Genomic DNA, 19,253 nt, shown 5'->3' with positions numbered 1-19,253 from the left:
TAGTTTTAAGGCGGTCACGGGTGCGGCAATGGTGCGCGTTCCCCCTGCGCGTTTGGGAATTTCAAAAGTGATATAGCGATGTTTTGGAGGTACGCGGTAGATGAGATGCACCAAATGGTCATCGCTCACCTGCAACAAACGCGCTACGTCCCGCGGCGTTTTCAGGGCGAGGAAGGCGGCCTTGAGTTCTTCAGGATTTGGGGGGGAATTGGCATATTCCCCCTGTTGCCAAGCGGACGTGACCGCTTGCTGCTCCGGGAGATGATGGGCCATTGACGCTGCTCCAAAAATTGAGAAAAGGTTGAGAAAAGGTGCTGTAGGCGTTATTCTCTTAGTCCCCAGCCTTGGGGGGAAGCAAGGGCGCAGGCGGCACCCTCTCCCTGCCCGGTCTCCTCCTATCCCTGCCGACGTGCCAGGTCGCAAGAACCTCTCCCCGGTCTTTTCCTATCCTATCCACCGGCCCGCTCAGACACGCAGACCGGGCGTTACAGGGCAAGCACCAAGGGTGACGAGGGTAGGTGCGTCCCGAAGGAGCAGGTGAAGGTTGTCGCGCGGGCATAAGGCGACCCTTACAGCTAACCGTCGCAGGATCAACAACGGCCATCAATAAGACCTAACAGCACCTACCCCTAACATAGCACCTCGTTGGAAACTGACCATTCAACTCGAACGCAGGACAACTTCCCCGTTTTGCACGGCGACCAATTGAATGTCCAAGGGGCCAGCGGTGTAAATTGGACGGCGCGCCACCGATTGCACCTGTACCACACCCTTGAGATTTTGCAACTGCTCGACAAATTGCACCAGCGCCACCTGGCTAAAGGAACCGACTTTGTTGGTCAACGGATCGGCAAGAATGCCACTTTGACGGGCACGCACGTTGGATGCCAAAAACAAACGGTCCAACTGGCTCATAATCGCAACTTCATCCATCGTGCCTAAGTCGAGGGAGATTTGCGCCACCACCGCCCCTGCCGGAAAAATCAGCCGATTGGGGGTGACATCAGTAAATACACCTACTTCTGGTTCGCCGCTGGAATAGTTGGCAGCAGCCAAAACCCGCACCACGTAGTCCCGGCCATTGCTGAGGGTGTTGACCAGGTGGTTGAGTTCGCTGCTGCTGATGCGAATCCGCGGGGCAGGGACATCGCGAGGACTGGCGTGGCTTAGGCAGACCTCGAGTTGCGTTTGCCGTTGCCCCAGACACCCGGCGACCCGGCTGGCTTCCTGCAGCGTCCGTTCAACCGCTTGACGCGCTAATTCCCGGTCGTAGATGGCGCGGACGGTGGCTGTGGCCAATACCTGTTCCCGGCGAATCGCCACATTGCCCTGGCGCAGTTGCCCGATTTCTTGCTCCAACCGCCCCCGCACCAGTTCCAACTGGGCAATCTGGCTTTGCAGTTTTTGGCCTTCTTGCCGCAGCCGATCCGCTTGGGTTCGGGCTTGCGCCACTTGGATTTGGGCCTGCTGCAGTTGGGCTTGCAGTTGGGCGCGATCCTGTTTTAACTCGCGAATTTGGGCTTCGAGGGTGCGGGATTCTTGTTCGGCAGTCGCAAGTTTTGCCAAGGCCTGCTGGTAATTGCGGTTGACTTGGGCCAGTTTGGCTTCAATGGCTTTGACGTTTTCGTTGGCAAGGCGCAGCTTTTCCTGAGTGCGCTGGAGTTGGTGGCGGGCAAGGGCCAATTCCGCTTGGGCCTCGTTTTTTTGCTTTTCTACCCGTTGCAAGTCTTCCTGAATCTGGTGCAAGCGAAACAGGCCGTCGCGTAACCGCTGGTCGGCAGCCAGCAAAACCCCCAGGGTGGTGGCAGAAATCACCCCACCTGTGACCAGGGTGACCAGAACCGCAGTGGTGCGGGGACGCAGTTTGAATAGCCGCCAACGGGCTTTGCCCACCCGGCTGCCAATGCGATCCCCCAAGGTGGCAATCAAACCCCCAAGAATGAGGATGACAACAACTAAGGTGTAACCGGCTACCACCTTTTCACCCCTCGCCGACCAGGGCCAGCAGTTCTGCTTCGCTGAGTAAAGGAATGCCCAATGCCACCGCTTTGTCTAGCTTAGCACCCGCTTCTGACCCCACGACCACGTAATCGGTGCGGTGGGTTACACTGGCAGCCACCTTGCCCCCTGCCCGCTCGATCAACGCTTTGGCCTGAGCACGTGTCAGATGGGGCAGCGTGCCGGTCAGCACCAGGGTTTTGCCCGCCAGCACCCCACCGGCGGGCGCCCCCGGTTCCTGGTGCAGTTGGAGTCCCGCCTGCGCCAAACGGGCAAGCAGGGCTTGGTTTTCCGCATCGGCAAACCAGGTGTGTACCGCCTGGGCAATCTCTGCCCCCACGCCGGGCAAGGCACAGAGTTCCGCTTCGCTGGCTTGGCTGAGGGCGCGGGCGCTGGGGAAATGGCTGGCCAACAGGGCTGCCGTACCTGCCCCCACATGGCGGATGCCCAACCCGTACAACACCCGCGCCCAGGGTTGCTGGCGGGAACGGTCAATGGCGGCGATGAGCTTGGCGGCGGATTTGGGTCCCCAGCGCTCCAAGGTCTGCAACTGTTCAACGGTCAAATCGTACAGGTCGGCCACCGTCGTTACCCAGCCCAGGGCCACCAACTGCTGCGCCGCCTTGCCCCCCAAGCCCTGGATATCCAGCGCATCCCGACTGGCCCAGTGGTTGATCTGCTCCCGGATGATGCCCGGACAACGCCGGTTCACACAGCGGGTGGCCGCCTCATCCGCCGCCTGCACTACCGGTTGGCCGCACTCCGGGCAATGGCTGGGCAAACGGTACGGCACCGCCTCCGGGGGACGCAACTCCCGCAACACCTGCACCACCTCCGGGATAATTTCCCCCGCCTTGCGCACCACCACCCGGTCGCCGATGTGGACATCCAATTCTTGAATCCGTTGCTGGTTGTGGAGGGTCGCCCGCGTCACCTGCGTCCCAGCCAAACGCACGGGCGTCAATTCGGCCACAGGCGTCAGCACGCCGGTGCGCCCCACCTGCACCGTCACCGCCTTTAGCGTTGCGATGGCCGTTGCCGCGGGAAATTTCCAGGCAATCGCCCAGCGGGGAGATTTTTGCGTAAATCCCAAGGCGGTTTGCATGGCCAGGGCATTCAGCTTCACTACCACCCCATCGGTGCCGTAGGGCAAGGTCTGCCGCTGTTTCACCCAGTGCTGGTAATAGGCCTGCACTGCCGCCAAATCCGGGCAGATTTGGGTATGGGGATTGGTGCGAAACCCCCATTGGGCCAGCAAGGTCAGCAGTTCCTGCTGCGTGGTGGCCGTTACCCCACTGCCTACCCCATAGGCAAAAAAATCCAACCGCCGTTGGGCCACGATCCGGGGGTCCAACTGACGCAGCGTGCCGGCAGTGGCATTGCGAGGATTGGCAAAAGGCGGCTCCCCCGCCGCTTGACGTTGGGCATTCAGGGCCGCAAACACCGGCTGGGGCAAAAACGCCTCCCCCCGCACCTCCACCCGCTCCGGGGGCTGGTCCGTCTGCAACCGCAAAGGAATCGTCCGAATGGTCCGCACATTGGCCGTAATCTCCTCCCCCGTCACCCCGTCCCCACGGGTAGCCCCCCACACCAACACCCCCCGTTCGTAGCACAAATTCAAGGCCACCCCATCAATCTTCAACTCACAGATATAGAGGTCCTGCGGCAACTCCCCCGACCACCATTTCTGCCAGCGCTCCTGCCAGGCTTGCATCTCCGCAAAGTCAAAGGCATTGTCCAGGCTGTAGAGGGGTGTTGGATGAACGATGGGCGGAAATTCCTCACAGGGCGCCCCCCCCACCCGTTGCGTCGGACTATCCGGCGTCACCCACTGGGGATAACGCTGCTCCAAATCCAGCAATTCCCGGTACAGTTGGTCATAGGTTTCATCCGCCATAATCGGCGCATCCAACACGTAATAGGCATGGGCCGCTTTTTGCAAGAGGGCTCGCAATTCCCGCAGGCGTTGTTCATCCCGTTCAGAAGGGTTTGCCAACTCCTTTGGTGGTTCGTCCATACCGGAACTGACGCTCTTGGTGAACCTATTTTTTGCCCGGCACCGAGCCTATTGTAACCCGTGATTTTGGGCCAAAAACCGCCGCCACAATTCCTGCCCCAACGCCGTCGCCTGCGGTAAATACCGGGCATTTGCCTCCCCCAAGTCCGCCGGTGCTTCTTCCCACCAGGTCCAAATCATCTCCTGCGTGACCTCCGGGTGAAACTGCACCCCCCACACCCGGTCCCCGTAGCGAAACCCCTGCTGCGGGTACACCCTACCGGTCAACAACCAGGTCGCACCCATTGGCAATTCATACGTATCCCCATGCCATGCAAAAAAATAACTCTCCTGCGGCAAATGCCCCACCACCGGGTCATAAATGGCCGTCTCCAGGCGGTCAATGGGAATCCAACCCCGTTCCCGACCATGCTGCCCCACGGCCACTTTTGCCCCCAAAAAATGCGCCAACATTTGCGCCCCCAAACAAATCCCCAATACCGGCAAATTTGCGGCAAAAATCCCCTCTAAATACCCATATTCCCGGCGCAGAAACTCATAGCGATCCTGCTCGTAGGCCCCCATTTCTCCCCCCAACAACACCACATGGGAATAATCCGGCCAATCCCAGCGGGGCGCCTCCCCCAACCACATCCGTACATAGTCGTAGGCCCACCCCTCCTGGTGCAACACCTGGGCAAAGGTCCCCAAGGTCACCTCCGGGGAATGGGCAAACACCAAAACCCGTTGCAGTAGTTTCATCCCCCCTCCTACACATGCACCGCAAAAAACGTCCGAAAAATCGCCTCATCCAACTGATTCAAGCCCACCTGCAAATGGTCCAAAAATTCGTGCAATCCCCCCTGGATAATCTCCTCAATCGTAATATATTCCAACTCCGCACACAGCCGCCCCAACCGCCGTTCCACCCCCATATACCTGTCATTGACCCCTGTGCCGGTAATCCGCGCCAACGATGCCTGCACCTGCCGCAGACAAAACAACACCGAGCGGGGAAACTCCCGGTCCAACAGGAGAAACTCCGCCACCTGCCACGGCGTAATCACATGACGCCCCCGCTTGCGGTACATCTCATAGGCGCTTGCCGACTTGAGCAAGGCCATCCACTGAATCTCATCCAACGTCGTCCCCACATCCTGCACCGAAGGCAGCAACACGTAGTATTTCACATCCACAATGCGCGCCGTTTTATCTGCCCGCTCCAAAAAGCGTCCCATCTGCCCAAAATGCCAAGCTTCGTTGTGGGACATGGTGGCATCCATCACCCCGGCAAACCGATGGCTTGCCAATTTCACCTCCTGAAAAAACCGATTCCAATCCACCTCCGGTCCGGCCTGCGCCGTCTGTTGAATCATCCAGTAAAAAGAATTCACTTCTTGCCACATTTCCGAAGAAATAATCTCCCGCACCGACCGGGCATTTTCCCGCGCCTTTGCCACACAGGCAATGATGGAATTGGGGTAATCCCTATCAAAGGTCAAAAACTGAATCACCTGTTCTTGCGTGGGCAACCCATAGCGCTCCCGAAACAGGGCAATATCCCCCGTGACCACCACCAACGGCTCCCACTGCGCCATCGTCGGATGGGGTAAATCCAAAATCAAATGCAAATTCACATCCACAAACCGCGCCACATTTTCCGCCCGCTCGATGTAACGATTGAGCCAATAAATCGAATTGGCCACCCGACTTAGCATCCCTTTTACTCCGCCAACACCCAAGTATCTTTACTGCCCCCGCCCTGGGACGAATTCACCACCAGCGAACCCTTTTTCAAAGCCACCCGCGTCAACCCACCGGGATGCACATAAATCTCCTTCCCAAACAACACATAGGGACGCAAATCCACATGACGGCCCTCAAAACGATCCCCCACAATCGTCGGCACCCGCGATAGAGAAAGCGTAGGTTGAGCAATGTAATTGCGGGGAAATTGTTGAATTTTCTCAGCAAACGCGGCCCGCTCCTGGGGGGTTGCCGTCTGTCCCATCAACATCCCATAGCCCCCCGATTCATTCGCCGCTTTGACCACCAACTCCTCCAGATGATTTAACACATATTCCCGCTCCGACTCCCGCCAGCACAAATAGGTAGGCACATTGGGCAAAATCGGCTCGGCGTCCAGATAATAACGAATCATCTCCGGCACATAAGCATACACCACCTTATCATCCGCCACCCCCGTTCCCGGCGCATTTGCCAAAGCCACTTTCCCTTGGTAATAAACCTCCATAATCCCAGGAATTCCCAGCAACGAATTGGGATTAAACACTTGGGGGTCAAGAAACGTATCGTCTATCCGTCGGTAGATCACATCCACCCGCTGTAACCCCCGCGTTGTCCGCATGTGCACATAGCCATCCACCACCACCAAATCGCCCCCCTCTACCAGTTCTACCCCCATTTGTTGGGCCAAAAAGGCATGTTCAAAATAGGCAGAATTGTAAACCCCCGGCGTCAGCACAACCACGCAGGGTTGGTTCAAATAACTGGGCGCTAAATACAGCAACGTTTCCAATAAATGACTGGGGTAATCATCCGTTGGACGAATATCCAGCATACGAAATAACTTAGGAAACGTGTTTTTCATCACCCGGCGATTTTCTAACACATAGGACACCCCAGAAGGCACCCGTAAATTATCTTCCAAAACCCACCATTTGCCCTCGTGATCCCGCACCAAATCACTGCCGGTGATATGACACCAAACACCCCCTGGCGGCGACAACCCCCGACAGGCCGGTAAATAGCCCTGGGACGAAACAATTACTTCCTCAGGAATGACCCCATCTTTGACAATTTTCTGCTCCTGATACACATCCTGCAAAAATAAATTCAGCGCCTCAACGCGCTGTTTCAATCCCCGTTCCAAGTAGGCCCATTCCTGCGCATTCACAACCCGCGGAATCACATCAAACGGCCAAATCCGTTCCCTTTGCGCCGGGTCGCTATAGACCTGAAATGTGACCCCCATTTGCATCAGAATTGCCTGGGCTGCCTGTTGGCGTTGCTGTAATTCGCCTGGTGGCAGTTGGTTGATACGCTCGACCAAAACCCGCACTTCTGGACGGGGTTCCCCCACACGGATAAACCATTCGTCATAGAAACCTTCCGGGTCGTAGGCGTTGAAATTCACAGGGCCATTACTCCCAGCAACCCGATGCGCGCCTCACGTATTATCTTACTTAACTTATCTTACTATCCTGGTGAAATTTTGCCTGCCCAATTCCCAGCCAATCGTCTGCCAATCATTCCAGGTATAGCTAGGTAGGTTAAGGTTGTCGCCTGAAGATTCATGGCTACGCCCAGCGACCCATAGCATGTCAACCTTTGTATGCTTAGCTATATTCATTCCCCATACCAATACACGACTTGCGAAAACCGATACATAGGATACATTGACCCCCTCTGGTCTGTGAAATTTTTATAAAAAATCATGCGTCACCGGCAGGACTCGTGTGAGCCATGGGGGTTTTATAAGTTACCTGGGGAAGAAGGCGGCACTTTTTTGAGGGACCAAAAGGGAAAGGTTTGGTTGGGTTCGAGGCGGACCCCTTGGACATCCCGATGGGCAAACACAAATTGCCGTTCTTGCCAGAGGGGAATGTAAGGCACATCAGCAGCCATGAGTTTTTGTAATTCTCCTAATAAACGCAACCGCTCGGTGGTATTGGTGGTGCGGCGACTCTGGGCGATGAGTTCATTGGCTTGGGGGCTGTAATAAAAAGAGCCAAACGTGCGGCTGGAACCCTCGATACATCCCTGGGCTACCGTGCCTTTGACGCAGCTCATAAACGGTTCTAAATAATTGTCCGCATCCAAAAAATCGGGATACCAATCCAACAAAAAGAGGGGATAAATGCCCTTTTCTAGGTTCTGATAGGCGGTGGTGGCATCCACCGGTTGGAGGTTGAGTTGTATGGGTAACTCCCGTTCGATGGCGGCTTTGAGCGTGGTGACGACCTGCATGTGGCTGGGGAGATTGCTGCGGTACCACAGGTCAATCCGGGCAGGTTGGCTGGGGGTAATGCCGACCTGGGCGAGCAATTCCTGGGCGCGGGTCACCGGCGACGCTGCGGTGGCAACCCGAAACACGGGCTGATAACCAGGGATACTGCTGGGCACCATGCTAAAGGCAGGTTCTACCAAATTCTGGAACACCCGTTCCTGGAGCAACTGCCGGGGCATGACCAGCGCCAATGCCTGCCGTACTTCTTTTTTGTCGAGGGGCGGTTGCGTGCGGTTGAGCGTAAGGTAACTGATGCCAGTTCCGGCACTGCTGACAACTTGGATATCCGGCCGGGCCTGCAGTTGGATGATTTGCTGCGGTTCCAGAAATTGGTAGGCCACATCCACGGCACCAGTTTGCAGGGCATTGTACAGATTGGCACTGCTGGTCAAAAACTGAATATCCAACTGGGCATTGGCCGGCGGCGTCCCCCAATACTTGGGAAACCGTTTGAGTTTGAGCGTATCCCGGCCAAAACTCACCAACTGATACGGCCCTGTACCCACAAACGTCCGGGGTTGAAATTGCCCTGGCCCAATGGTGTAGGCCTTGGGGGACACGGCGCACAAACCAGAAAAGGCCAGCAGTTGGGGAAAAGGGGCAAAGGGTTTGTGCAGACGAATGGTGAGTTCATAGGCGCCGGTCGCCCGGATGTCCGCCACCAGATTTTTTAGCAAGAAAGACGGTCGCCCCCCGTTGGCGATAAACCGTTGCAGGGAAAACCGCATGGCCTCGGCATTAAACGGCTCCCCGTCCTGAAACACCACGCCCTGGCGCAAGGGAATCCGGTAGGTCAAGCCATCGGCGCTCACCTGGGGCAGGGCGGTTGCCAGTTGCGGTTGCAACTCGGTTGTGCCTGGCTTGTAGGTGTACAGGCGGTCCCCCAGCGCCAGCAGGATATTCCCGGTGAAGACCGTGTAGGCATCCGCCGGGTCCAGGGTACTCACCTTGGCCGTCGTGCCGATGATGATTTGGTTGGGGTCCCGCTGTTGGGCAAAAGGAGGCGGTTGCGGCTGACCACATCCCACCGCCAACCCTGCCAGCAGCAGCCAACCCCAGCGCCCACAGAAACGACGGTTACTTTTGCCCTGGGGCATAGACGGTCCGACCGCCGGTTCCCGTGCCACCGCAACCCGGATTGTCCGTATTCACCACCCGCACCCGCATCCGCTCCAGCGCCTGCACAATGGGCACGGAGAATTTCAGCCCCTCGACCGCCGCCCCAAAAATTCCGGCGCTGTTGACCGCCACCACCGCCCCCCGATTGTTGAGCAGAGGGCCGCCCGAATTGCCCCCCAAAATTTGGGTATCGGTCTGGATGATGTGCCCGGCCTCAAAGGAATGAATCACGCTGATAATCCCCTTGGTAATGGTGTTTTGCTGCCCCAAGGGAGTCCCCATGGCAATCACCTCATCCCCAACCCGCATCTTGCCGCACAAGGGGACAGTGCCCAAATCGCTCACATCCCCCTGAATCTGCAGGAGGGCAATGTCAAACGGTTCATGGGGAATGTTGACGGCAGCCATCGCCGCCAACCCCCCCTCCATAATCCGCAGCACCCGCGCCGGTCGCCGGGTACGGTCATACAGCCGCACGGTCAAGGGAATGGGACGGTCTTCAAAAATCCGCCGGTCAAACCCCTGCGCTTCCTGGGCCACGTGCAGGTTAGTAATCACATACCCCTCGCCGATGTGAAACCCACTGCCCACCACACTGCGGGTCGGTTCCACCCGCATCGCCGCCGGGAGATAGCGGTTGACGATCTGGGCTGGGGTGAGAACCTGGTTGGGCACAGGCGTTCCGCGGATGACAATCTCCCGCGCAAAAATTCCCCGCGTCCCAGGCAGCAAGTTCGCCTCAGCCGCTGCCACCCGCCGTCCCCCGGAGCCTTCTTCCGCCTCCTCAGCAGGGGCGCCCTCATCCTGCAATTGGTTTTGGTAATAGCGCCGCAGTTGGGCCGTCCGCTCATCCTGGGGTGCCTTGTCCAACAACGCCAGCGCCTTGCGCCACTTGGCCTGTACCACCCGGTAATCCTCTGGTGTGGTCGCGGTCTGGGCAAACGCCGCCGCACTTTCTGCTTCCAACTGGGCCAAGGCCCGCCAATCCGTTGGGGTCGTCGTCACCGCAGGTTCCGGTGGAGTTTCTGGAGCAACTGCCTTAGCCGGTTCCGGCATGGCTACGCCCGTATGGGAATGCACCCCCCGACTGCCTTGCACCACCACCCCGGCAAAAATGGCCATCGCCCCCACCGGAGCCGCCAGCCAATACCACCGCCGCCACTGTACCTTCAACGCCATATTAATGTCCTCCCCGGGCTGCCAAATTCAACCGTTGCAACACCGTGCCAATCGGCACGGCAAACCCAATATTCTCCGCCCCCAACAGAGAACCCGCCAACTGGAAAAGCGTGGGATTTTTCACCGTGACGACCCCCACGACCGCACCCCGCTCATCCAACACCGGCGCCCCCTGGGAACCGTCACTGGTAGCCGCACTGATCTGCAACAGCGTCAGCCGACCATAGGGACGAATGCCCATGATCATCCCCTCCGTTGCCGTCACCGGCAACACCCCAATGGGATAACTCATGGTCAATACCCGCTGACCAATCTGCGGCAAGGCGGTCGCCACCGGCAAAGCGGCCAGACGTCGGGTATCCCCTTTTACTGCCAGCAGTGCCGTATCCGTGGTCGGGTCAAAATACACCAGCCGCGCCTGCCGCACCGACCCATCGGGCAGTTCCACCCGCAGGCGCATGTTGTTGGCATTGCTCCCTAAAACCAACAGCTCAGTACCAACACTATCAATCGCCGTCGGGATGCCGCCTAGGGAGGTTAGATTGGTGATGATGAGACCATTGCCCAGATGAAACCCCGTCGCCTGGCGTATGTCATAAAGCCGTTGTAACGGAAATGTCTCAAAGCTGGGGTTGCTGGGAATGTTCCCTGGGGAAGGTTGGGGCTGACCGATAGCATCATACACGGATAAAATCACCGCCACCGTAGCCCGCCGCGCCCGCTCGATCAGTTCAAAATTTGATAAAGGCGCCCGTCTTCCTGCGGCTTGCGCCACTGCCACTCGCTGCCCGGTCGCTCGCCCGCAAATCAGTTGAATATCCGTGAAGGTCAAGTCCTCTCGCCCGGTCAACTCCCGCACCGAACGCAGGTCGATCGGGTTACGGGGAAAAGGACAGATATTTTCCGCCACAAACGTATAAACATCCTGCACATTGTTGGGGGTCAACCGCTGCGCCAGGGCAGGCATCGCCATACTCCACAGGAACCCCAAGGTCAATGTTAGTGATGGTAGTGATCGCATAGAAAACTCCCTCGGATAGAGCTAACGGACGGGAGGAGCAGGGGGAACCACCACCGCCGGTACCGTTGGCGACGGCACAGATGGCATCTGCCCTTGCCGGGGCGCTGCCGGTTGCGCTGGACTTGTGGCCCCCGGCTGGGTTGGTTGCAGGGGTGCGACCGTCACCCCCGCAGCCCCTGGCGGACTTTGACTTTGCAAACTCGGTACCCGCGCCCCAATCGTGTAGGGATTCACCGGGAAATCCGGTTCTTGACCGACCGCCCGCGCCACCTGGGTACCATCCTGTTCAAAGACGACTACTGGTTGCAGCCCCCGCGTTTCGATGCGTTTGACCAGCACCAATCCCCCTTCCAAGCGCTGACCCGGACGCACATAGCGAGCCGACGCCTCGTTGGGGGTTTTGATAATCGCTTGCACTTGGTTGCCTACCTGCACCACCCCATGCACCATGATCATATTGGCAATATCGGCCCCTCGACCCGGAAAATCCGCCAGGGTGGAAGAAGCCGGGTCATAGGGAGGCAAGGGCGCATTCTGTACCTGCGGTAATGGGCCTGGCGGTGGGGCAATGTCAAAAGGCGGCGGTGGAATTTCTACCACTTCCTGGCCTGGCCGCGCCCCCGTTGTTCCCGGTGGGGCAAAGGGGTCCTCCCGACCGGGCATGAGCTGATCCCGCCGCTTGTTGGGGTCTTCGGAAGGAATCAAACCTTCTTGGGTCAACGGTGCTGCCGCTACTGGCGAGGGGGTAGGCGTAGCAACCATCGGGGTAGGCGTAGGCGATTGTTGTGAGGGCGTGGGTGCATTGTCGGTGGACGGTTCAACGGTCACGGTGCATCCCCCAAGCACCAGCGCCGCCAACCCTGTCCACGTTAGGCAAGCTTTGGTTCGCATCATAGGAGTTCTGCAACCTCACACCATTTTTGATCTCCACTATAACATTCAGTCCGAGAAAACGAACCCCTTACCCCCGCCCTTCCCGGGATTGTTCGTTCCCGAATTGTTCCATAGTCACTGTTGACTAAGTATAAAAGTATAGGTATTAAGTATTTAAGTAAGTATTAAGTATTTATTTTTATTACACAGCAGAATAGCTTGGTAGCTCCGTACTCCGGGGCGGAAAAGCCGTTAAGCAACTTGAGGTGCTTACCGATGTTGTAAGCATCAATGAGGCGTACCGTTCCCAGGTCGTCGCTTGAGCGGGCCGTCGGCCTTGCACCTACGACGGTGACAAACCCGACCGGTGCGTCCCTGCTGACGCGAACAGTAAAGAAGGAACGGTGTAGGGGTTGCGCGTCCGTTTGGGGACTGCGTCAGCATCCCCCGGCTTGAGGCGGTGGGAGTGTCACAAGTCCCTACCGTCGTGCGGCCTGCGCCAATTCTTCCCGCAAAATCTGCTGGTAAATCCAGGGCAGGAAAGGCGTCCAGCGATTCGATTCTCCCCCGTAGCCCAAACTGGTCCAGGTGCCGGACAACTCCCGCAAGACCACATCCAACTCCCCCTGCCGCAGGGTCGCTGCCACATCTACCCGCCAGGCTGTTGGGTCGCTCAGCCAGCCGTACACTACCTGGTCTTGAAACTCCGGCGCAAAGCTATAGCCTTGGGGATGGTAACGCTGCGCCTTTTCGTACCAGGTGGTGGAAAGAAGTTGATACCGCCCTGCTGCCGTAGAACACCACCCTGGCCGAATTCGCACACAGCGGTTGGGATGCTGGCGCAAATCCGTGACTTTTTCTCCCCCATAAAGGCGGTGGTAGGCGCCCGCACCATAGGCTTCACTGACGGCAATGGTGCGCATCAAGGCCCGCACGTAGGGGTCACCCCCCCGCATCACCAAAGGCGGCGCCAGCCAGTGGGTCACCAGCCGGGGAAACACCAACGGCCAACAACCGACGCCCAACCCTAAAATGACTGCCGTCCAAAACCCCTGTGGCCTTGGCTTGAGAGACTGGTGTTGGTTGGCCATTCCTCCTGTCACACCACAAAACCAGCCGTGAGCGCCGTCACGCTGCTAGGGTTCCCCGCCCTTTGCAGTCAAGCCAGAACCGGCCAAACGGTGCGCTGCGGCCCCTCCCTAGGACATGGCCTGGATCACGTAGTCAAAGTAATCGCCGGCGACCGCCGCATCCTCCGCATCCAACAGGGCCAGGGCCGCCGTTTTCAGACAGCGAATGGCATCGGCCATCCCCACCAAGGGCACGCCCAGGGAATTGTACATTTCCCGCACCCCGATAAGACCGATGCTCTCGATAGGTTCCTTGTCACCCGCGACGATCCCGTAGGTAATCAACCGCAAATACCAGCCGTAATCCCGCAGGCACAGGGCACGTTGGCGTTGGCCGTAGGCATTGCCGCCGGGGAGAATGTAATCCGGGTGCAATTGCCAGAGCTGTTTGACCGCTTTGTCAATAATTTTTTTCTCATTTTCCGCCAGGATGGTGGCGATGCGTAACCGCTGCTCCCCGGTGGCCAGGAAATCCTGAATGGACTGCAATTCCCCGCTGGTGGGATAACGCAGTTCCTCGTCCGCTTGTGCAATCACCTGTGCGACCAAAGCCATACCTAAAACCTCATGATTAACATTCAACAAGCCCACCTGTTCCACTTTAGAAATGAAGCGTGCCCGGCGGCAAGGGGGTCAGGGTAGGGTGGGGGCGGGTTTTTCCGGGTTCTCTTTAATCATGTACACCGACTGTACCTGTTTGGGGGGCAGGGGCAACGCTTCAATTTTCCCCGTGTCAATGGTGTAAACCACGACATCGGCCCGCAGGGTGTTGTTTTCCTGCTGGATCAACACATTCCCCCGCAGGGTGATGACCCGACGCCGGGTGTCGTACTCGGCCATCTCGGCCACTGCATCCACTTGGCGGCTGGGATAGACCAGACGGACATTGCCGCGGGCAACCACAATCCCGGAGCGGGCGTTGGCCTCTTGTATGTCGGAGGTGATGGTCAAGGGGCCACCGCGGTTGGGGGGGGGACTGGTCTGCGCCCACAAGGGAAGCCGGACGGCCACGGCCAGCCCCAGACTGGTCAACAACACCCCAAGCTTGTTCACGTTCATAATGGATGACAACGACGCTACTGCTTATGATAGATGACGCCTTCGGCCTGGGGTCAGTGCCTGTTTATCAGTGCCAGTGATACGGAAGTGGGCAAAACGGTGGTGACTGCCGCCTTGGCCTTGTGTCTGGGCGATGTGGCGGTGATGAAACTGGTGCAGGCAGGGTCAGGTGACCGGGAGTATTACCAACGGGTGTTGCCGCCCCAAGCAATTCCTGCTGAACTCAATCCCCTGTCTTTTGCTGCCCCTTTGGCGCCGCCCTTGGCTGCCCAGCGGGAAGGGCGGACGGTGGACTTGGCGGTGGCCTGGCAACAGTTGACCCAACTGCGGCAGCGGGTACCCCGCGTGTTGGTCGAGGGGGCAGGCGGTCTGGGTTCGCCCGTGACCTGGGAGTGGACTACCGCGACCCTGTGCGCCCAGTGGCGCTTGCCCACGGTGGTGGTGATTCCCGTGCGGTTGGGCGCGATTGGTCAGGCGGTGGCCCAGGTGGCGCTGGCGCGGCAGATGGGCGTGCCCTTGCGGGGACTAATTCTCAACGAGCGGGAACCCTTGACCCCGGCGCAACGGCAGGATTGGGCGCCTGCGGCTTGGATCGAACAGCTCACCGGCGTTCCGGTGCTGGCCCAATTTCCCTATGTGGCGGATATTTTTGACCCGGCCTGTCTCCAACAAGCCGCCTACGCTGCCGAACTCGACCGCTGCTGGGGCCATACCCGCCTTTCGGTTACACCCTCGCAAAAATGTGGTTAAATCGGAAGTGAATGCCAACCGGTAGGGCGTTATGACCAAAAAAGTATTGGTGATTGATGACAGCCGCGTGATTCGGATGCGGGTCAAAGAAATGATGCCCCAGGAAGGCATAGAATTGCTGGAAGCCCGGGATGGGGTGGAAGGGATGAAAATGATCCGCCAACATCACCCCAATTTAATCCTATTAGATTTCATTCTCCCCAAAAAAGGCGGGTGGGACATTTTTCAGGAAATTCAACAGGATGTTCACCTCCATTCCATTGCCCTGGTGGTCATGTCGGGGCGCAAAGAAGAAGTGGTTGAAAAAATTCCCGAACCGTTTGATTATTTTGCTTTTGTGGCCAAACCTTTTGAAAAGGCGGAATTATTTGAAGCGATTCGCTTGGCGACCCGTTTTGCGAGCGAGCGGATCAAACGGCAACAGCAGATGGCACCAGCACCCACGCCCGCCGGCGGCAGTTGGGAAGCACGGGTACAAGCTTTGGAAACACAAGTGGCGCAACTGCGCAGCGAATTACAATCCCTACGTACCTGGATACAAGAACGGCTGGGCAGTTGACCCCAATTTTACCTCCTGGCCGTAAGTGGGTGGGGCGTTGGGCCAGAATTGCCATGATGCAGGCGCGCAAAAAGGCTGCTTAAGCTCTTCCTTGACCCAGGGAACCGAGCGAGGTAAGATAAATGCCGAGTTTGGTAGGGTAAAGTGCAACGATTAAACGTTTATTTTCGTTGTGATGATGAGTTTTGACCTGCTGGTGTGTGACTGTTATACGGCCTTAGAAATTGTGAGAAATAATGCCTGTGTACCCAATCTCATTTCCATTTCTGACCCGGAAAATCCCACATTTCCGCAACCGCCGGCCAATGTTTCACACTATCTCGATTTGCGTTTTCATGATATTAATGCCCCGGAAGCAAATTTGATTCCCCCGGACCGGTCCCACATTGACCAAATCATCACCTGGTCGCGTCAGTATCAGGAAGGGATGATTGTGATTCATTGCGGCGCTGGGGTGAGTCGTAGCACGGCAGCAACGCTCATTTTTCTTTGTGAACGTGGGATGTCCCCCGAACAGGCCGTCACTTATCTGAGTCTGATCAAACCCAAAGCCCATCCCAATCGGCTGATGCTCGAACTATACAATAATTCTGATTTGATCCTGGCAACCAAAAGGGTGTTTTGGGATTATTGGGAGGCTCGGTATGAAGCCATTTCTTGAGTATTTCTAACCTGGTACAATTCATCGTTTGCCAAAAGGGGAATGTCTTTTCGGTCGGCAGGGGCGGGCGTCAGAAGTTTGGCCGGGGGTAGGTTATATTTTTAGGAAGCGCGTTAATTTCAGGTATGACCATGTGGCGGCCCCGGCGTTGGTATCAGCAGTTGGCTAAGGTCTTCACGTCTCAACCATCTAACCCGCAAATGCTCGCAGAACTTGAGCAACTCCGGCAAATTCAGATGGGTTTGCATGCCGAATCACAACTGGATACGCCCTATGTGGTGCTGGTGATTGGTTCTTGCGTCATTGCTACGTTGGGGTTGCTTGCCAATAGTGCGGCGGTGATCATTGGGGCGATGATCGTGGCGCCGTTGATGATGCCCATTCGCAGTTTGGCGTTTGGGGTATTGATTGGGGATTTGCCCTTATTTCGCCGGGCTTTGGGGTCGCTTTTGGTGGGGGTCGGCGTGGCGGTTCTGATTTCGTGGGGGTTGGGTCGGCTGGCCGGTTTGGCGGTGTTTGGCTCGGAAATTCTCGCCCGCTCGACGCCGAATTTGCTGGATTTGGGCATTGCCATTGCTGCGGGGGGGATTTGCGGCTATGCGTTGGTGGAACCTAAGGTGTCGGCGACGCTGCCTGGTACGGCGATTGCTGTGGCGTTGATGCCGCCTGTGTGTGTGGTGGGGTTGGGGTTGTCCCAGGGGAATTGGCGTTTGACTTGGGGGGCGTTTCTGCTGTTTTTGACGAATTTCTTGGGGATTGCCCTGGCCTGTATGGTGGCGTTTATGCTGGCGGGTTATACCCATTGGACGCAAGCGCGAGGGGTTTTGGCCTTGACCACGGTGTTGACCGGTATGTTGCTGATTCCTTTGGGGATTAGTTTTCGGGAACTCGTCCGCCAAAATCGCCTGCAAGCCAATTTGCGCCAGGCGTTGCTCAGCGGCACGGTTACCTTTCAAAAGGTCGAACTCATCCACATTCGCACCGATTGGTACACCCACCCGCCGCAGGTGCGGTTGACGGTGCGGTCGCCGGAGCCGATAACCCCCCGCCAGGTGCAGTTGTTGGAACAATTCTTGGCGCGGCGGATGGGGCAGAAATTTACCTTGATTTTGGATGTAAATCCCATCCAACAGGTACGTGCTCCTGAGGATGAACCCTGGTAGGGCCTACCCTTGGGCTTCTTGCCGGAGATAACTTTGGATAAATAAATCTAAATCTCCGTCCAACACGGCCTGGATATTGGGAGTTTCTGCTTTGGTGCGCACGTCTTTGACCAATTGGTAGGGGTCAAAAATGTAGTTGCGAATTTGGTTGCCCCAGGTGGCGGCCACCGCATCCCCGCGAATTTGGGCGATTTCCTGCAAACGTTGTTCCTGCAAAATGACAAGTAATTTGGCTTTGAGCAAGGCCAGGGCCTTTTGTTTGTTCTGTAACTGGGAGCGTTCCTGGGTACAGCGCACGGATAAGCCGGTAGGCAAATGGACAATCCGCACTGCCGTTTCCACTTTGTTGACGTTTTGGCCGCCTTTGCCGCCTGCCCGGGACGTGGTAATTTCCAGGTCGCTTTCGGGAATCTCTACGTCCTCGACCATTTGGTCGGCAAGCATGGGCATCACTTCCACGCCCGCAAAGCTGGTCTGCCGTTTGCCGTTGGCGTTAAAGGGGGAAATGCGTACCAGCCGGTGGGTGCCCTTTTCGCCCCGCAGATACCCGTAGGCATAGCGTCCCTCGATTTCCAACGTCGCTGATTTAATCCCTGCTTCTTCCCCCTCGGATAGGTCCGTCAGGCGCACCTTGTAGCCCTGGCGTTCGCCCCAACGGGTATACATCCGCAACAGCATTTCCGCCCAATCCTGGGCATCCGTGCCCCCTGCTCCGGCATTGATGGTCAGTACCGCACCCTCGGCATCGTAGGGCTGTGACAGCAATTGCTCCAATTCCCAGCGATTCAATTCCCGGTCCAAGGCCGCCAGGGTTTCTACCGCTTCTGCCCACAGGGCCGCATCCGGCTCGGTCGCCAGCAATTCCACAATCGCCTGACAATCGTCTAGCTGCTGACGCCAGCGCTGGAGTTGCTCCAGCCGGGCTTTGGTGTCATTGAGGGTTTGCAGGGTAGTCTGCGCCCGCCGGGGGTCGTCCCAAAAATCCGCTTGCCCTGCGACCTGCTGCAAATCCCGGAGTTGGGCGGTCAAAGCCTCCGGGTCAAAGATAGTCCTGGGCATGACCCAGGCGCGTGTGTAGGTGATCTAGCTGGCGTTTTAACTCGCTCAGTTCCATAGACAATGTTACAACTGCGTAATTGTTTACTATACACTAACAACCTGACCCCTTGCTCCCCTTGGCCAATTGCTGGCCCGCAATGTAGTATGATAATACTCTGGCGTCTTTTGGGTCGGTGCCCGAGTGGTTAATGGGGGCGGACTGTAAATCCGCTGGCTCTGCCTACGCTGGTTCAAATCCAGCCCGGCCCACCACCATCTGCCCGTGTAGCTCAGTGGTAGAGCACACCCTTGGTAAGGGTGAGGCCACGAGTTCAATCCTCGTCACGGGCTTACCCATTTTAAGCACCTTTCCCCCGCCATAACCCGCATTCAGCCGTTATCCCGTTAGTACACATAGTCTAAGTTAGTATCAGTTTGGGTGGTGTTAGGGTATCTTAGAAGTGTAAAAACTGGATCAAAACTGGATCAGGGAAATGGAGCTTATACAGGCGGGTGGCAAGGGCAAGGTGGCGATATACAGCCGGGATGGGCTGTACTGGTTGCGGTGGAGTTATCGTGGCAAGCGATACAGTTTAGCGGTGGGGCACTCGCAGATAAAGCCTACACGGGCATTAGCCGCCCGGATTGAAACCGATATGGCGGCGGGGCATTTTGAC

The 19,253-nt window shown here is 57.4% G+C and carries 17 protein-coding genes, 2 tRNA genes and 2 pseudogenes; 7 read left to right on the top strand and 14 right to left on the bottom strand.

The features are described 5' to 3' along the window. From ACWISF_RS05825 to ACWISF_RS05765, 13 genes and pseudogenes are all read right to left on the bottom strand, one after another. Positions 1–273 (bottom strand): annotated as a pseudogene (locus ACWISF_RS05825) (reverse transcriptase domain-containing protein); the annotation flags it as partial. A 387-nt stretch (positions 274–660) separates the two neighbouring features. Continuing rightward, the gene (locus ACWISF_RS05820) at positions 661–1,977 is read right to left on the bottom strand and encodes a DUF3084 domain-containing protein (RefSeq protein WP_448380653.1); all 1,317 of its coding nucleotides are present in this window, start codon (positions 1,975–1,977) and stop codon (positions 661–663) included. Between the two features lie 4 nt (positions 1,978–1,981). Further along, positions 1,982–4,015: an NAD-dependent DNA ligase LigA gene (gene ligA, locus ACWISF_RS05815; protein ID WP_448380652.1), complete on the bottom strand. Its 2,034-nt coding sequence runs from the start codon at positions 4,013–4,015 to the stop codon at positions 1,982–1,984. Positions 4,016–4,063: 48 nt separating this feature from the next. Further along, on the bottom strand, positions 4,064–4,756 hold the full coding sequence (locus tag ACWISF_RS05810) for a type 1 glutamine amidotransferase (RefSeq protein WP_448380651.1): 693 nt from the start codon (positions 4,754–4,756) through the stop codon (positions 4,064–4,066). Positions 4,757–4,764: 8 nt separating this feature from the next. Then, positions 4,765–5,712 (bottom strand): alpha-E domain-containing protein, encoded by a 948-nt coding sequence (locus tag ACWISF_RS05805; protein ID WP_448380650.1) that lies wholly within the window; start codon positions 5,710–5,712, stop codon positions 4,765–4,767. A gap of 5 nt (positions 5,713–5,717) precedes the next feature. Continuing rightward, entirely contained in the window at positions 5,718–7,151 is a 1,434-nt protein-coding gene (locus tag ACWISF_RS05800; RefSeq protein WP_448380649.1) for a circularly permuted type 2 ATP-grasp protein, read from the bottom strand. 338 nt (positions 7,152–7,489) lie between these two features. After that, positions 7,490–9,121 carry an ABC transporter substrate-binding protein gene (locus ACWISF_RS05795; protein WP_448380648.1) on the bottom strand — a complete coding sequence of 544 codons (1,632 nt, stop codon included), beginning with the start codon at positions 9,119–9,121 and terminating at the stop codon, positions 7,490–7,492. Continuing rightward, positions 9,102–10,322 (bottom strand): S1C family serine protease, encoded by a 1,221-nt coding sequence (locus ACWISF_RS05790; protein WP_448380647.1) that lies wholly within the window; start codon positions 10,320–10,322, stop codon positions 9,102–9,104. The genes ACWISF_RS05795 and ACWISF_RS05790 overlap by 20 nt, the downstream gene beginning before the upstream one ends. Before the next feature lies 1 nt (position 10,323). Further along, entirely contained in the window at positions 10,324–11,343 is a 1,020-nt protein-coding gene (locus ACWISF_RS05785; protein ID WP_448380646.1) for a S1 family peptidase, read from the bottom strand. Positions 11,344–11,364: 21 nt separating this feature from the next. Beyond that, entirely contained in the window at positions 11,365–12,237 is an 873-nt protein-coding gene (locus tag ACWISF_RS05780; protein WP_448380645.1) for a hypothetical protein, read from the bottom strand. 458 nt (positions 12,238–12,695) lie between these two features. Further along, complete coding sequence (locus ACWISF_RS05775; protein WP_448380644.1) at positions 12,696–13,319, bottom strand: glycoside hydrolase family 24 protein; 624 nt, start codon at positions 13,317–13,319, stop codon at positions 12,696–12,698. Between the two features lie 96 nt (positions 13,320–13,415). Further along, positions 13,416–13,901 carry an allophycocyanin subunit alpha-B gene (gene apcD, locus ACWISF_RS05770; RefSeq protein WP_448380643.1) on the bottom strand — a complete coding sequence of 162 codons (486 nt, stop codon included), beginning with the start codon at positions 13,899–13,901 and terminating at the stop codon, positions 13,416–13,418. 78 nt (positions 13,902–13,979) lie between these two features. After that, a complete protein-coding gene (locus ACWISF_RS05765; protein WP_448380642.1) occupies positions 13,980–14,405 on the bottom strand; it encodes an LptA/OstA family protein in 426 nt (141 codons plus the stop codon). A gap of 33 nt (positions 14,406–14,438) precedes the next feature. Between ACWISF_RS05765 and bioD the strand changes: the two genes are divergently transcribed. The 4 genes from bioD to ACWISF_RS05745 all read left to right on the top strand — a co-directional run bounded on the left by bioD (position 14,439) and on the right by ACWISF_RS05745 (position 17,538). After that, entirely contained in the window at positions 14,439–15,155 is a 717-nt protein-coding gene (gene bioD, locus ACWISF_RS05760; RefSeq protein WP_448380641.1) for a dethiobiotin synthase, read from the top strand. 31 nt (positions 15,156–15,186) lie between these two features. Next, positions 15,187–15,714, top strand: coding sequence for a response regulator (locus tag ACWISF_RS05755; protein WP_448380640.1), 528 nt, complete (start codon positions 15,187–15,189; stop codon positions 15,712–15,714). Between the two features lie 178 nt (positions 15,715–15,892). Beyond that, complete coding sequence (locus ACWISF_RS05750) at positions 15,893–16,375, top strand: hypothetical protein (RefSeq protein ID WP_448380639.1); 483 nt, start codon at positions 15,893–15,895, stop codon at positions 16,373–16,375. Positions 16,376–16,500: 125 nt separating this feature from the next. Then, positions 16,501–17,538 carry a DUF389 domain-containing protein gene (locus ACWISF_RS05745; RefSeq protein WP_448380638.1) on the top strand — a complete coding sequence of 346 codons (1,038 nt, stop codon included), beginning with the start codon at positions 16,501–16,503 and terminating at the stop codon, positions 17,536–17,538. Positions 17,539–17,541: 3 nt separating this feature from the next. Here the strand turns inward: ACWISF_RS05745 and prfB are convergent. Then, positions 17,542–18,652, bottom strand: a protein-coding gene (gene prfB / locus ACWISF_RS05740; RefSeq protein WP_448380637.1) for a peptide chain release factor 2 whose coding sequence is annotated in 2 segments (ribosomal slippage) — positions 17,542–18,579 and positions 18,581–18,652 — 1,110 coding nt in all. Because the reading frame shifts where the segments join, the coding sequence is not laid out codon by codon here. A 112-nt stretch (positions 18,653–18,764) separates the two neighbouring features. On the opposite strand from prfB, the gene ACWISF_RS05735 reads away from it, so the two are divergent. The 3 genes and pseudogenes from ACWISF_RS05735 to ACWISF_RS05725 all read left to right on the top strand — a co-directional run. Next, positions 18,765–18,849, top strand: a tRNA-Tyr gene (locus tag ACWISF_RS05735). Between the two features lie 6 nt (positions 18,850–18,855). Continuing rightward, positions 18,856–18,927, top strand: a tRNA-Thr gene (locus ACWISF_RS05730). Between the two features lie 143 nt (positions 18,928–19,070). After that, a pseudogene (locus ACWISF_RS05725) lies at positions 19,071–19,253 on the top strand (hypothetical protein); the annotation flags it as partial.

The organism is Gloeomargarita sp., from assembly GCF_053491055.1.
The sequence above is the reverse complement of the archived record's forward strand: the minus strand, read 5'-3'. Positions and strand labels throughout refer to the sequence as shown.

Coding starts and splice junctions, on each gene's coding strand:
- apcD (WP_448380643.1), bottom strand. CDS start 13,901: ATGGCTTTGGTCGCACAGGTGATTGCACAAGCGGACGAGGAACTGCGT.
- ACWISF_RS05765 (WP_448380642.1), bottom strand. CDS start 14,405: ATGAACGTGAACAAGCTTGGGGTGTTGTTGACCAGTCTGGGGCTGGCC.
- ACWISF_RS05780 (WP_448380645.1), bottom strand. CDS start 12,237: ATGATGCGAACCAAAGCTTGCCTAACGTGGACAGGGTTGGCGGCGCTG.
- ACWISF_RS05805 (WP_448380650.1), bottom strand. CDS start 5,712: ATGCTAAGTCGGGTGGCCAATTCGATTTATTGGCTCAATCGTTACATC.
- ACWISF_RS05755 (WP_448380640.1), top strand. CDS start 15,187: ATGACCAAAAAAGTATTGGTGATTGATGACAGCCGCGTGATTCGGATG.
- ACWISF_RS05785 (WP_448380646.1), bottom strand. CDS start 11,343: ATGCGATCACTACCATCACTAACATTGACCTTGGGGTTCCTGTGGAGT.
- ACWISF_RS05750 (WP_448380639.1), top strand. CDS start 15,893: ATGAGTTTTGACCTGCTGGTGTGTGACTGTTATACGGCCTTAGAAATT.
- bioD (WP_448380641.1), top strand. CDS start 14,439: ATGACGCCTTCGGCCTGGGGTCAGTGCCTGTTTATCAGTGCCAGTGAT.
- ACWISF_RS05790 (WP_448380647.1), bottom strand. CDS start 10,322: ATGGCGTTGAAGGTACAGTGGCGGCGGTGGTATTGGCTGGCGGCTCCG.
- ACWISF_RS05745 (WP_448380638.1), top strand. CDS start 16,501: ATGACCATGTGGCGGCCCCGGCGTTGGTATCAGCAGTTGGCTAAGGTC.
- ligA (WP_448380652.1), bottom strand. CDS start 4,015: ATGGACGAACCACCAAAGGAGTTGGCAAACCCTTCTGAACGGGATGAA.
- ACWISF_RS05795 (WP_448380648.1), bottom strand. CDS start 9,121: ATGCCCCAGGGCAAAAGTAACCGTCGTTTCTGTGGGCGCTGGGGTTGG.
- ACWISF_RS05810 (WP_448380651.1), bottom strand. CDS start 4,756: ATGAAACTACTGCAACGGGTTTTGGTGTTTGCCCATTCCCCGGAGGTG.